Raw genomic sequence first — 14,162 nt, 5'->3', positions numbered from 1 at the left:
GGTGCTCTCTGTCCTCCCGGGGGCCTGTCGGGATCAGGAACAACTCCCCGTCCGGGGGCGGGCAACCGTCGGTTCCGGCACCTACCTCGGCCAGCCGGGCCAGCCCGGGGCCCTCGGTACGTTCCGACTCCAGGCGTTGGCGGCGGCCACGGCGACATGCAGCCGCTCCCTCGGCGTCGCGACCCGGAGGCGAGCCGGGTCTGCGTCCCACTCCCGGCCGCCGCCGTAGGGCCGAAGCTGCGTGTACGGCCCCACAGCTCCTATGACGACACCGAACCGGCCGGAGCCTCCGTCGACGACGAGCGTCCCGGGGACCCTCGTCCCGGAGGCGAGCACTCCGGGAGTGGCCGGCTCCGGAGGATCAGTCGCTGTCACGGGGTGGTGCGGGGTGCGCGTGGGGCGGCTCGGTGCGGGCGGACCGACGCAGGGCGTCGATGATCTGCTGCGCTGTCGTCATGTTCACCCGGCCGAGCTCGATGAGCTGGCGGGGCGGAGCCGTGGGCGTGACGGTCGCCGTGCACGAGGCCAGATCCGGGCCGAGCGAGGGCAGCACGATCCCGTGCAGGCTGAACGCCTCGGCCAGCTCGTCCGAGACCGCGAGCGCAGCAGCCAGCGGATGCTCGTCCTCGGGGAACGGGCCCGGGGAAGGGCGTTGTTGGATGTTGTGGTTCATGCTCACAGCGTGGCGGGAACGAGCTACGCTCTGTAGGGGTTGCCTGGCAGCATCGTGTTTGCGGGCAACCGTTGATCATCGGTCACCGGCATGGGCGCGGGGCGGGTACCGCGAGGAGAGCGGCATGACAGAACAGCGGGAACTGGACCCCTACACCTCACCGAAAGCGTTCTACGGCGCCGAGGTGCGCCGAGAACGAGAAGAACGCGGCTGGTCCCAGGACAGCCTGGGCAAACGGGTCTTCTGCTCCGGCACCTACATCGGCCAGCTTGAGGCCGCCACGCGCCGCCCCCAACCGGACCTGTCCGAGCTGCTGGACAAGGCGTTCGGGACCGGGACGTACTTCCAGCGCCTGTGTCGGCTGGCCCGCAAGTCGAAGCACGCGGACTACTTCGCCGACGCGGCGGAGCTGGAGCAGCGGGCCAAGACGATCAGCGAGTACGCCCCGATGCTGGTGCCGGGGCTGTTGCAGACGGAGGCGTATGCGAGGGCGTTGATGAAGACAGTGTCGCCGTACGCATCTATGGATGAGATCGAGCAGAACGTCCGCGTAAGGATGGACCGCCAGGAGATCCTCAAAAACTCAACAGGTCCTATGTTGTGGGAGATCGTCCACGAAGCGGCCTTGCGTGTGCCGGTGGGCGGACCAGACGTGATGCGGAACCAACTCTCCTGGCTGGTGGAGGTCGGCCGATCACCACGAGCTGTGGTGCAAGTGCATCCATACTCGGCGGGTCCCCATATGTTGATGTTGGGCGTCTTCTCATTCATGACGTTTGCGGACGCTCCGCCGCTCGTCTACTCCGAGGGGCCGCACAGCGGACAGCTTGTCGAAGAACCAGCGGTGGTGGAGCGCTACCAGGCGACATACGATCTGGCCAGGGCCGCCGCGTTGCCGCCGGAGGCGTCCCTCACCTTGATCGAGTCGGTGGCGGAGGACTGGGCGAATTCATGAGTGCCGCAATCGATCTGAGCAGCGCTGTATGGCGCAAGTCGTCGTACACGAACGCCGAGGGAGGCAACTGCGTCGAGATCGCTGAGGGCTACCCCGGAGTGATGCCGGTGCGCGACAGTAAGCGTCCTGATGGTCCTGCGGTGATCTTCCCGCTTGATGGCTGGTCGGCGTTCGTGAGCGCGGTGAAGACAGACGCGAGCACCAGCGTCTGACCGGGCCCCTACCCGGCGTATCAGCCCCGTCACTCCGCAGAGAGACGGGGCTGTCTCATGTTCCAATGGATGCTCGCGTGCGGGGGCGCGCATAGTGACCGAACAACTCAACTGTTGGTGGGCTCAGTGATCAATCGTGAGCGGCTGCTCAGGGACTTGCAGAAGCGGGTGGCCGAGGTCGAGCAGGACCTCAAGGAGCAGCTTGAGAGGCTGCCGGAGGCCAAAGAGCGTTTGCTCACTGAGTACGAAACCGCCTTCAGGGTGGGCAGGACCTCGGCAGCTGCCCCGCAGTGGCTCGGAGAGCGCGTCACTCAGTCTGCTGTGGCCTGGGTGCTGGGCACGGTGTTCGTCCGGTTCTGCGAGGACAACTTCCTGCTGCGGGCCCCGTACCTGACGGGTCCCGACGCGATGCGCCAGACTCACGCGCAGGAGAGCCATGACCAGTTCATGGCCGAGGACGCCGCGCGGACGCACCGTGACTGGTTGCTCGCCGCCTTCGAGAAGATCGGCGAGTCTCCAGCGGGCCGGATGCTCTTCGACCGCCATAACCCTCTGTGGCAGATCCCCCTCTCACACGAGGGCGCGAAGCGGCTGATCGACTTCTGGCGCTTGCATGAGGAAGGCGAGGACGGCGGCACTCATGTCGTCCATGACTTTCGCGACCAGGAGTGGGACACGCGTTTCCTTGGAGATCTCTACCAGGATTTGTCGGAGGAAGCCAAGGACAAGTACGCGCTGCTCCAGACGCCCGAATTCGTCGAAGAGTTCATTCTCGACCGTACGCTGAAGAAGGCACTGGGTCACATTGGGTACGACGTTGTCAAGATGATCGATCCTACGTGCGGGTCCGGCCACTTCTTGCTGGGTGCGTTTCACCGCATCTTGGCGGAGTGGGAGAGGAAGGCGCCCAGCGACGATGTGCACAAGCGGGTTGCCGGTGCGCTGAATGCCGTGCATGGTGTGGACATCAACCCGTACGCGGTGGCTATTGCCCGTTTTCGACTGATCATCGCAGCGTTGAAAGCGGCGGGCATCTCGAACCTGGAGAAGGCCGGCAACTTCACATGGCCGCTTCATGTGGCCACTGGGGATGCCCTGTTGAAGTCTCAGCAGGGGCGGCTCTTCGAGGAGGGAGGCGACGCTGAGGCCGGCTACGAGTTCTGGTTCGGCACCGAAGACGTGGCCGACCATCTGGACATCCTCAAGCCTGGCCGCTACCACGTAGTCGTGGGAAACCCTCCGTACATCGGAGTGGCAGACGCGGGTCTCCGAGACACCTATCGGCGTTTGTACAGGAATGTCTGTCACGGCAAATATGTGCTGTCTGTTCCCTTCATGCAGCGATTTTTCGAACTGGCGGTGCGTGACGAGACCGGAGACGGCAGGGTTCAGTCGGGCTACGTTGGTCAGATCACTTCGAACTCGTTCATGAAGCGCGAGTTCGGCGAGAAGTTGGTGGCGGGATATCTGAAGAGCTCCGTTGACTTGGTCGAGGTCATTGACTCCTCTGGGGCGTATATCCCGGGGCACGGTACTCCCACCGTCATCGTAGTGGGGCGCAATAGGTCAGCCAAGCTTGGCGCCAAGACGGTGCGGGCAGTGCGGAGCGTGCAGGGTGAACCGAAGATTCCTGATGATCCCGCCAATGGTTACGTATGGCGGGAGATCGTGGAGTGTATCGACGGAGCAGGAAAGTCCGCGGGTACGTGGATTTCTGTGGACAACTTGAATCGGGAAGATTGTTTTGGGCAGCATCCATGGGTTCTAGCGGACGGCGGTCTGGAGACGATCAGCGAGATAAGAAGGAATGCCAAGATCTCGTTGAAAAAAGGTGTCAGGGGTAAGGTTGGGATCACTGCGGTCACGGGTGAAGATGATCTTTATCTCCTGCCAAAAAATGGAGCTGGGCGAAGGCTAGGTATTGGTCGCCTCCAGCAGGTGATTGTTGGTGATTCGGTCCGTGATCACTGTGCTGCTTCGGTGTTCGATGCCGTCTGGACTTATAGTGACGAGTTCGAGGTCGCTTCTATTTCCGACGATCCCGGCGCCGAGAAACTCTTGAGTGTGGGAAAGAGTGTCATCAGGAATCGAAAGAGATTCGGTACTTTGATGGCGAATCGGGGGCTTTCCTGGTATGAATGGCAAGAACTCTATAAGTCGAAGCTGAGTACGCCACTCACGATCGCCTTTGCGGAGGTTGCCACCCATAATCATTTCATTCTGGATCGAGGCGGAAATGTATTCAATCGCACCGCCCCCGTCATCAAGCTTCCCGAAGGGGCGACCGAAGAAGACCACCTCCAACTCCTTGGTCTCCTCAACTCCTCCACCGCCTGTTTCTGGCTCAAGCAGATGTGCCAGGACAAGCCCAGCAACGGTGTCAAGCGGGGGCTGGAATCCGAGAAATGGACGGTTCGGTACCAATTCAACGCCACCAACGTCCAAGAATTCCCCCTCCCCGCCACCTACCCCCTCGCCCGCGCGACGGAGCTCGACTCCCTCGCGCAGCAGCTCCAAAAAGTGAGCCTGGCGGCCGTCGCGGGTGATACCGAGAAGCCGCCGACGGCGGAAGCCCTCGCCTCAGCGAAAGCGGAATGGCACCAGATCCGTGCGCGGATGATCGCGGTGCAGGAGGAGCTGGACTGGGAGGTCTACGGGATCTACGGGCTCCATGAGGACCTCACCGCGCCCGTGGACGCCCTCCCGCCCGAGGGGCTGGCGCTCGGGGAGCGGGCGTTCGAGATCGACTTGGGCCGCAAGGTGGAGTCGGGCGAGGCCAAGACGGAGTGGTTCCGGCGGCACAACTCCACCAGGATCATCGACATCCCCGAGGGCTGGCCGGAGCTGTACAAGGAAGTGGTGCGGCGCCGGCTCAAGGCGATGGGGAACTCGGCGGTGATCGGGCTCATCGAGCGGCCCGAGTACAAGCGGCGGTGGCTCACCGACGGGTGGGGCAGCCAGCAGCAGGCGGCGCTCCGCGAGTGGCTGCTGTCGCGGATGGAGCGGCGGGAGCTGTGGTTCGAGACGGCGTCGGACGGCGTCGAGCGCCCGCGTACCCGCTCGATTCCGGAGTTGGTCGACGAGCTGGGTGCGGACTCCGAGTTCACGGGCGTCGCGGCTCTCTACGCGCCGGGCAAGGAGCTCTCGGATGTCGTTCCGGAGCTGGTCGAGGACCAGCATGTGCCTTTCCTCGCCGCGCTGCGCTATCAGGAGGCGGCGCTGGAGAAGAAGCGGTATGTGTGGGAGAAGGTGTGGGGGAAGCAGCGGGCCGAGGACGCCGCAACGGCGGCGGGTGACCACGAGGAGGCTCTGCGCATCCGCAAGGAGACTCCCGTTCCGCCGAAGTACACGACGAAGGATTTCCGCAGGGACTCCTACGGGGCGCAGCGGGGTGGCCTGGACGTACCGAAGGAGCGTTTCATCTCCTACAGCCGCACTCTGAGCCCCGCGATCGAGGTGCTGGGGTGGGGCGGCTGGAATCATGAGGAGCAGGCTGTCGCCCTGACCGAGACCATCGCGGCCCGCGAGTACTCCGGGAACTGGGAGCGGGAGGACTTCATCCCGTACCTGGCCGGGCTGCTGGAGCTGCTGCCCTGGGTGAAGAAGTGGCACCCGGGCGAGGAGGGTGTGTACGAGGAGGCGCTGGCGGAGTGGCAGCAGGAGCACGCGTTCGCGGTCACCACGGACGAGCTGCGTGCCTGGCGCCCCGCGAAGCCGGTGCGGAAGGCGGCGAAGCGGGTCGCTCCAAAGCGGGCGAAGCGGGCGAAACAGGTAAGGGAGGCCGCCGAGGCGCCCACCGGCGTGGCGGCGGAGCCGGAGGCCGCCCGGACTGCCGAGGCCGACGTTGCTCACGTCGAGACCGGCGGCGCCGGTCAGTAGCTACGGCCCTGCGCCGGGAGTCGGGGAACTTTCAGCAACCCCTTGCCCTCCACGCGTTACGCTGGGGTGTTCGGGTGACACGGGGGTATTGGTGCCCGTTCGCCCGAACCGGACGACGGGTGGGCGCGCGGGGTGCGCATGCCGTGGGTCCGGGCGGGTGCCCGCGCAGGCACATGGGACCACCGGATACGGGACAGACGAGGAGTACGTGATGGCTCAGCCCTCCCAGCCCCTGCTGCGTGAGGTCATCAACATCCCCAGGACGATGACTCACGAGAGTTACGTCCTGAAGCTCACGGAGGCGCTGGGCAGCGGTGCCGAGCTGGACAAGGCGCTCGAGGCGTACGTCCTGACGGACAAGCTGGTGGACCGGTTCGGCGAGGCGCTGGCCGTGATCGAGTCCGCGCTGAGCAGCGGCAGCTCGAAGGCGGCCTTTCTGCACGGCTCCTTCGGGTCCGGTAAGTCCCATTTCATGGCGGTGTTGGCGGCACTGCTCGGTATCCAGGAGCAGGCCGCTCTGCGGGTGCGCGGACTGGAGGGCTTCGCCGGGGCCATGCGGGAGCACGGCTGGGTGCGGGAGACACGGTGCTTGCTGCTGCCTTTCCACATGCTCGACGGCAAGTCCCTGGAGCAGAAGGTGCTCGGCGGGTACGTCGAGCATGTGCGCCGGCAGCACCCCGAGGCCCCGATCCCGCAGGTCTACCGTGCGGACGCGCTCCTGGAGAGCATCCGCGACCACCGGCAGCGAATGGGGGACGAGGCGTTCATCGACGGGCTCCCCGGAGGGGACGTCCAGGACAAGTGGGGGGACGCGTCGTTCTGGACGACTCAGAAGCTGGACGCGGCGCTGGCGGCCGAGCAGACCGATCCGGAGGTGCTCAACGAGGAGGATCCGCAATGGCACCGTGAGCCGGTCACCCCCGGCGGGATGCGGGCGAAGCTGATCTCCGACGCGCTCGGCACCTGGTTCAAGGGGCTCTTCCAGGACACGGCAGAGGACCGGCAGGCGTTCGTCTCCCTCGACCGCGGCCTCGGCATCATCGCCGCGCACGCCAAGTCGCTGGGATACGACGCGCTGGTCCTCTTCCTCGACGAGCTGATCCTGTGGCTGGCCAACCACATCAGGGACCAGCAGTTCGTCTCCGAGCAGGCCGCGAAGATCACGAATTTCGTGGAGGGCAGCGACGCCCGCCGTGCCATCCCGGTCATCTCCTTCATCGCCCGCCAGCGGGACCTGCGCGACCTGGTGGGCGACGAAGCGGTCATGGGCTCCGCCGAGGTGTCGATCCAGGACACCCTCTCGCTCGCCGACGACCGGTTCCGTACGATCCGGCTGCCGGACAGCGACCTTCCCGCCATCGCCCACGAGCGCCTGCTGAAGGCCCGTACGGACGTCCCCGACGCGCAGGCGCGGGTCGATACGGCGTTCGCCAACATCAAGCGGGTCAAGCCCGATGTCTGGGACGAACTGCTGGGCTCCAGCACCGACATCACCGCGGCCGACGAGGCCGCGTTCCGCCGCGCCTTCCCCTTCTCGCCGGCCTTCATGGACACCCTGGTCCGGGTCGCCGAAGCCCTCTCCCGCTCCCGCACCGGGCTCAAGCTCATGGGGCAGATGCTCTACGACCAGCGGGACACCCTGCCGCTGGGGCAGCTCGTGCCGCTCGGTGACCTGTATGAGGTGCTCTACCGGGGCGGCAGTGACCCCTTCACCCAGACGCTCCGCGAACAGTTCCGGACCGCGCAGGATCTGTACAAGAACCAGATCCTGCCGTATCTGCTGAGTCAGCACGACATCCGGGACAACGATCTGGAGGCCTACCGGCGTGACGCCGAGGCCATGGAGTCCGAGCTGCGGGAGCGGGTGGAAGCCTGCATCACGGACAACAGGCTGATCGGCACACTGTTGCTGTCGGCCCTGGTGCCGTCGGTGCCGGCGTTCCAGAATCTCACCGTCAAGCGACTCACGGCGCTCAACCACGGTGTGATCACTTCCCGGGTGCGGGGATTCGAGGCGAAGGAAGTCGCCAAGAAGGTCAAGGAGTGGGCCAACGCCTTCCCGGAGATCAAGTACACCGAGGGCCCCGACGCGGGAGTCACGCTCGAGCTGATCGGCGTCGACTACGAGTCCGTCATCACCCGCGCCCAGACCAACAACAACCCGAACAACCGCCGCGCTCTGGTCAAACGCCTGCTGTGGGAGGAACTCGGCGTCACCGAGGGGCAGTTGGATGATCAGCTCAACCTGGTGTGGCGCGGCTCCCGGCGCTCCCTCGAAGTCCATTTCGGGAACCTCGCCGACCCCAACACCCTCACCGACGACCAGGTAACGCCCCGCCAGCCCGGCATCTGGCGCCTGATCGTCGACGTGCCGTTCGACGACGTCTACGGCGACGCGGAGAGCCGGGATCGCATCATGCGGTGCAAGAACAAGCCCGACCACGACGAGATCCGCACCGTCGCCTGGGTGCCCGCGCACTTCACCCGGGACATGTACGACAAGTTCCAGCGGCTCGTCATCGTCGACTTCATCCTCAACGGCCAGCGCTTCGAGTCGTACGCCGGGCACCTGAGCCCCAACGACCGGGAACGGGCCAAAGACGCCCTGCGCAACCACCACCGCTCGCTGACCAGCACCGTGCGCGAGGCACTGCGGCAGGCGTACGGAGTCGCCCCCAAGAACCCGGAGAAGGTGGGGGCAGGCGAAGACCATGTGCTGACCGTCCCCGACATGACGCCCATCACGCTGGAGTACAACGCACCCCTCTACGACGCGGCCCGGCACATCGCCTCCTGCGTGCTCGCCCACCAGTACCCCGCCCACCCCGACCTCGATCCGCAGCGCGAGGGCTTCTCGGTGCGCTCCGCCGACGTCAGGACCGTCTTCGGATACCTGCGCGCCGCCTCGGACGAAGGCGTCGACACCATCGAGGTCAAGCCGAAGGACCGCCCCCTGATGACCCGGTTGGCGGGAGAGGCGGGATTGAAGCTGGGGACCATGCACGAGGCCCGGTTCCAGGTGGGTCGGCACTGGGAGGAGCACTTCGGCCAGAAGGCGGGCACCCGGTACGAGGACAAGCCCATCCCCGTACGCGACCTGCTCGACTGGATCGACGAGCCCGTTCCCCACGGTCTCGACCCGATGCTGGCCAACCTGGTGCTGTGTGCCTACGCTGAGCGCACCGACCGGGTGTGGACCCATCACGGTGGGCCGGTCGGCGCCATCGATCCGGCGGGTCTCAAGCCGGCCTACCAGTTGCGGGCTCCGGAACGCCCCGATGAGGAGACCTGGCACGAAGCCCTCGCACGCGCCGGTGACCTGTGCGCGGTCGCCCCGATCTCACAGATGCGCCGCGCCCGCATCATCGCCGAGTTCAGCGACCGCGTCAGGCAGCAGGCGGGAGTGCTGTACCGGCACGCCGGGCCGCTCGTCGACGCCCTGGAACAGCACGCCTCGGACCTCGGTCTCGATCCCGACTCCGACGAGGGACGCCTGGCGACCGCGCGGCGAGCGGCCGCCCTCGCCAAGGACCTGACCGAGGCGGACCCGCACAACCCACTTGCGGTGATCAACGTCCTGGTCGGCGCGGACGTCGGCGACCGGGCCGGGCAGCAGCGCATCGGCACCTCGCTGGCCAGCGCCAAGGATGTGGTCGAAGCATTGACCGGCACCCCGTGGGACACGGTGTACACGTTCGCCCAGGAGGCCCGGGAACCGTACGCCACCGAGATCCGCGTGGAACTCGACTCCCTGCACGGTGTCGCCCGCGCCGAGGAACTCACCGCCCAGTTGAAGCCCGCGCTTGCGAAAGCGACCAGGGAACTCACCAGAATCGTCCGGAAGGCCAACGCGGCAGCCCCGGCTCCGACCCCCACCTCAACGGGCACCGCCCACTCCGGCACGTCCGCCGAGGACTCCCGTACCGCTGTCGTCCCCGCACCCAACCGCTTTCCGCCGGCACCGGCAGCGCAGACACAGGATGCCCCCTCCGGCGCCGCCCCGGTGCCTGCCGGTCAGTTCGAGGTCGACTCCGTCGATGCGGCTGGACGGCTGGGCGCGGAGCTGAGCCAGACGGCAGATGTCGCCCCCCGGACCCGTATCCGCGTCGTGTGGCAGGTGGTTGAACAGCCGTGAACAGCAGTACCGCCCCGGCCCCCGCCGCTCTCGGCGCCGGGCAGGCCAGCCCCCGTGCCGCTCACCCGGCGGCGGTGCGACAGGTCCTGGACGCCCGCTCCTTCGCAGCGGGCGAGCCCCGGATCGTGCTGGTGAGAGCCGAGCCGCACTGGAACGGCCCCGAGTACCTCGTACTCAGCCGGGGCAGGACGGCTCGTGTGGTGACCGCAGTCTCACCGCTGGCTGTCCTGGACGCACTGGATGCCTGGCAGGACAGCGATGTTGCCGACACCGAGGTACTGGCCGTCCTCACTGATGTCGAAGAAGCTGTTCTCGGTCCCGGCGTGCTGGCCCGCGTCTACCGTAACTGCGTCCACCCCATAGAGCCGTGGGCCGTTGTCCGCCGCCTCTTCGGCGCCCGCGACCTCGACCCGCGGCTGACGGCGGAGAGCTGGGCTGCCGAGGCGCTGATCGACGCCGCGGGGCAGGAGGACTGGCCGAAGATCACCGGCACCGTGCTCTCCCGGGACACCGCACTCTCCCGGCTGGCGGCGGCCCGGCTGTCGGTCGCCCACCATCGCCTGGACCCCGACAACCTCGATGTGCACGCGCTGCTGGCCTGGTCGCTGACACCCGGCGCCGGGGCGCGCCTGACCGCACTCCACGACCAGGAAAGCCAGGGCGTAACCACGTGGTTGGCCGACCCCGACCGTGTGGGCATGCGCGGACACCAGGCGCTCACCGCTCTCTTCGCGCTCTTCGCGGCAGGGAACGGCACCGATGCGGTTCCCGTGGGACTGCTCTGCGCCGCGCTGTGGAGTCCCGCCGCCCCCGCGGGTGCGGACCGGGCACGCGGGCGCGCGGAATTGAAGTTCGGCAGCCAGCGGATCGACGACGACTCCCTCGCCGCTTTCGGCGCTGAGGCCGAGGCGTTCATGCGCACCCTCATGACAGCCCGCTCGGTACGCACAGCCGAAGACGTCTCGGCAACCGACGGCCCTGATCCGCGCGCCCTGATGGCTCGGGCCGACATGCTGACCAGGGAAGTCGGAGCCGAGGAGGCCGCAGCGGCCAGCGATCTGCTGGAAGCGGGCCAGAACGTGCGCTACCGCGCCGTAGCGCGTGCGCTGACCCGGTGTGTCCCCCGGGACGCCAAATCCACCTCGAACAGTGATCGGCTGACGGACCTGGCGGAGGCCACGGAGCGGCTGGAACGCCACGAGTTCTTCCGCCTCGCCAGCCATCGTGACTCGCTCATCCGGCTGCGGATGGCGCAACGGCTGGTCACCTGGCTCACCCGACCGTTGCCGGACGAGCCCACCACGACGGCCGAGGCCATCCAGCGGCACATCCGTGACTCCGCCTGGGTCGATCTCGCCCTCGGCTGGGTCAGCGACGGCGACCACGCCCACCCGGAGCTGCCCGCGGCGCTGGCCTCGGTGAGTGCCGCCGTCCGCAGGCGCCGGCACACCATCGACGAACAGTTCGCTCAGGTCCTGGCCGAGGAGACACGAGCAGGAGGAACGCCGCGCGACGCGCTCGCCGTCGAGGACTTCGCCCGTCGGGTCCTGGCTCCGGTGATCAAGCGCTCTCGTCCCTCCCGGCCCGCGGGGCCGCCGCTCCTTTTCCTCCTTCTCGACGGAGCCAGTGCTGCCGTCGCCGCGGGGCTGGCGGAGCAGCTGCGAGCCCGCTCCTGGGCGGAGTACGACCCGGTCACCGACACTGATGAGCCGGAACACCGGCGTGGCATGCTCGCGGCGCTGCCCACTCTCACCAAGGTTTCGCGGGGCTCGCTCTTCGCCGGTGAACTGACGGAGATCGATCAGCAGGAAGAACGCCGGCGCTTCACCTCACACCGCTTCTGGGGCGGCGCCACCGTCCAGCTCTTTCATAAGGCCGATCTGCGCGGCGAGGACGGGCACGCACTCGGCAGTGAGCTGACGGAGGCACTGGCAGACCCGGACGCGCACGTCGGAGTCGTGATCAACACCATCGACGACCGGCTCGGCGAGGACCGTGCCATGTCGCACTGGTGGCTCGATGAACTACTCGGCATGGAAGAACTCCTCTCGCTTGCCCGTGCCGGAGGCAGGGCGCTGGTCCTCACGTCCGACCATGGCCATGTGCTCGACCACGACACGCACAAGACCGAGATGCCCGACGCGCTCTCCGCGCGGCATCGCTCCGGAACCAAGCCGGCCGGCGAAGGCGAAATCGTCCTGTCGGGCCGGCGTGTGGTCGCGGCAGGCAACAGGGTGACCGCCCTGTGGGACACCACGGCCCGCTACGGAAACCGGCAGGCCGGCTATCACGGCGGAGCCTCGCTGGCGGAAGTTGCCATTCCGGTGCTGGCGTTCGCCCCGTACGGTGCGACTCTTCCCAAAGGCTGGCGGGAACTCGGGCCTCAGCAACCTGATTGGTGGTCGCTGCAGGAGGCGAGCGTTCCCGGCAGCTCGCCCGCGCCCCAGCCGCGCAGCGGACGTCGTGGCGCTGTTGGTGGCGAAGCCCCGGCCTCGCTCCCATCGAGGCGACCGGAGGCGCGGCGCGCGCCCCGGAAGGAGGAGCATGGTCAAGGCGCGCTCGTGTCCCTCGATGATGTAGTGGTCGACGGAACCGGCGAACAGCCACCGACACCCGAACCGACGCCGCCTTCCCCGGACAACTCGCCGGCACAGGCGCTTGTCGGGGAACTGCGCGCCTCACCCATCATGCAGGCCCAGATCGATTCCCTGCCGCGCAAGGAGACGTTCGACACCATCGCGGCCGCCCTCCGCGCCCTCGTCGAGGCACACGGCATTCTCCCGGTCACCACCGTCGCCGAACAGGCCGGAAAGCGCACCTCCCGTGCCTCCGGCTTCGCTGCCACACTTCAGCGTGCCCTCAACTACGACCAGGCCGAGGTACTCACCTTGACCGACAACGGCCGGTCCCTGCGTCTCGACCTGCCGCTGCTGAGGCGGCAGTTCGGATTGGACAAGGCGGGAGGAACCCGGTCGTGAAACCGCATGCCCTCAGCCCCGACCGACGCCGCCGCCTGATCGACGCACTACGCCGCGGCGCCGTGCCCGAGACCGGCCTCGGTCACCTCGCCGTCGGACTCGGCCGCTTCGAGACGGCTCTCGACGCCGAACTCGAAACCTGTATGGCAGGAGCCGCGGTCTTCAAAGCGGTGCGTGGCGAATACGGCTCCGGCAAGACCTTCTTCACCCGCTGGCTCGCCGAACGCGCCAAGCAGCGGGACTTCGCCGTGGCCGAGGTACAGATCTCCGAGAACGAGACCCCGCTGCACCGGTTGGAAACGGTCTACCGCCGACTGACCGAGCGGCTTGCCACCGCCAGCTTCCCACCGAGTGCCTTCAGGTCACTGATCGATGCATGGTTCTACGCCCTGGAGGAAGACGCCCTGGCCGCCGGTTCTGAGGAGTCGGAGCTGGCGCAAGCAACAGACGCGCTGCTTGCCGACCGACTGGCTGACGTCTCTCGAACCGCCCCCATGTTCGCGACCGCGCTGCGTGGCTACCGCGCGGCCAGGGAGGGGAACGACGATTCGACAGCGGAAGGCATCCTCGCCTGGCTGGGCGGGCAGCCGCACGTCGCCGCGACAACGCGGCGCGGGGCCGGCGTCCGCGGAAATCTGGACCACTTCGGAGCCCTGGGGTTCCTGCAGGGGCTGCTGACGGTCCTCCGGGACTCCGGCCACCCCGGCCTGCTGCTGGTTCTCGACGAGGTCGAGACACTCCAACGGATGCGCTCGGACGCGCGGGACAAGGCACTCAACGCCCTGCGACAACTGATCGACGAAGTCCACTCCGGGCGCTTCCCCGGCCTGTACCTCCTCATCACCGGTACCCCGGCCTTCTTCGAAGGGCCGCAGGGCGTCCAACGTCTCGCGCCTCTGACGCAGCGCCTGGCGACCGACTTCACCACCGACGCCCGGTTCGACAACCCAAGGGCAGTGCAACTCCGTCTTCCGGGCTTCTCGCTGGAAAGTCTCACAGAACTCGGCAGCAGAGTACGGAACGTCTACGCCGCCGACAGCCCTGCGGAGGACCGGATCCGTGCCGTCGTGGATGACACCTACGTGCGGGATCTCGCCGCTGCTCTTGCGGGCAGTCTGGGCGGCAAGGTGGGTATCGCGCCGCGGCTCTACCTCAAGAAGCTCGTGGCAGATGTCCTCGACCGGGTCGACCAGTTCGCCGACTTCGATCCCCGCACGCATTATGACCTCACCCTCGCATCGGGCGAGATGACGGAGGTGGAGCGCAACGCTGTGACCGCCGCCTCGCGGGACGCCGACGACATCGCTCTTGAACTGTGAGTGACGCCGAC

The 14,162-nt window shown here is 67.2% G+C and carries 8 protein-coding genes; 6 read left to right on the top strand and 2 right to left on the bottom strand.

All coding sequences use genetic code 11. The features are described 5' to 3' along the window. Positions 1-81: 81 nt before the first annotated feature. Both P2424_RS12280 and P2424_RS12275 read right to left on the bottom strand, forming a co-directional pair. Positions 82-336, bottom strand: coding sequence for a hypothetical protein (locus P2424_RS12280; protein WP_276478944.1), 255 nt, complete (start codon positions 334-336; stop codon positions 82-84). 25 nt (positions 337-361) lie between these two features. Then, the gene (locus tag P2424_RS12275; protein ID WP_276475790.1) at positions 362-673 is read right to left on the bottom strand and encodes a hypothetical protein; all 312 of its coding nucleotides are present in this window, start codon (positions 671-673) and stop codon (positions 362-364) included. Between the two features lie 124 nt (positions 674-797). Between P2424_RS12275 and P2424_RS12270 the strand changes: the two genes are divergently transcribed. The 6 genes from P2424_RS12270 (at position 798) to brxD (ending at position 14,151) form a co-directional block, all read left to right on the top strand. Beyond that, positions 798-1,628 (top strand): helix-turn-helix transcriptional regulator, encoded by an 831-nt coding sequence (locus tag P2424_RS12270; RefSeq protein ID WP_276475789.1) that lies wholly within the window; start codon positions 798-800, stop codon positions 1,626-1,628. Then, complete coding sequence (locus P2424_RS12265) at positions 1,625-1,840, top strand: DUF397 domain-containing protein (RefSeq protein ID WP_276475788.1); 216 nt, start codon at positions 1,625-1,627, stop codon at positions 1,838-1,840. The genes P2424_RS12270 and P2424_RS12265 overlap by 4 nt, the downstream gene beginning before the upstream one ends. 126 nt (positions 1,841-1,966) lie before the next feature. After that, positions 1,967-5,719, top strand: coding sequence for a BREX-2 system adenine-specific DNA-methyltransferase PglX (gene pglX / locus P2424_RS12260; RefSeq protein ID WP_276475787.1), 3,753 nt, complete (start codon positions 1,967-1,969; stop codon positions 5,717-5,719). Between the two features lie 211 nt (positions 5,720-5,930). Beyond that, positions 5,931-9,854, top strand: coding sequence for a phage resistance protein (locus P2424_RS12255; RefSeq protein WP_276475786.1), 3,924 nt, complete (start codon positions 5,931-5,933; stop codon positions 9,852-9,854). Then, positions 9,851-12,832: a BREX-2 system phosphatase PglZ gene (pglZ, locus tag P2424_RS12250; protein WP_276475785.1), complete on the top strand. Its 2,982-nt coding sequence runs from the start codon at positions 9,851-9,853 to the stop codon at positions 12,830-12,832. Before P2424_RS12255 ends, pglZ begins: the two co-directional genes overlap by 4 nt. Continuing rightward, positions 12,829-14,151 carry a BREX system ATP-binding protein BrxD gene (brxD, locus tag P2424_RS12245; protein WP_276475784.1) on the top strand — a complete coding sequence of 441 codons (1,323 nt, stop codon included), beginning with the start codon at positions 12,829-12,831 and terminating at the stop codon, positions 14,149-14,151. The genes pglZ and brxD overlap by 4 nt, the downstream gene beginning before the upstream one ends. The last annotated feature ends 11 nt before the right edge of the window (positions 14,152-14,162 follow it).

The sequence above is a fragment of the Streptomyces sp. WMMB303 genome (assembly GCF_029351045.1).
Lineage (GTDB): Bacteria > Actinomycetota > Actinomycetes > Streptomycetales > Streptomycetaceae > Streptomyces.
This window is presented reverse-complemented; position numbering and strand designations above follow the sequence as displayed.

Excerpts from the sequence above, each read along its gene's own strand:
- P2424_RS12275 (WP_276475790.1), bottom strand. The coding sequence starts at position 673 with ATGAACCACAACATCCAACAACGCCCTTCCCCGGGCCCGTTCCCCGAG.
- P2424_RS12270 (WP_276475789.1), top strand. The coding sequence starts at position 798 with ATGACAGAACAGCGGGAACTGGACCCCTACACCTCACCGAAAGCGTTC.
- P2424_RS12265 (WP_276475788.1), top strand. The coding sequence starts at position 1,625 with ATGAGTGCCGCAATCGATCTGAGCAGCGCTGTATGGCGCAAGTCGTCG.
- P2424_RS12255 (WP_276475786.1), top strand. The coding sequence starts at position 5,931 with ATGGCTCAGCCCTCCCAGCCCCTGCTGCGTGAGGTCATCAACATCCCC.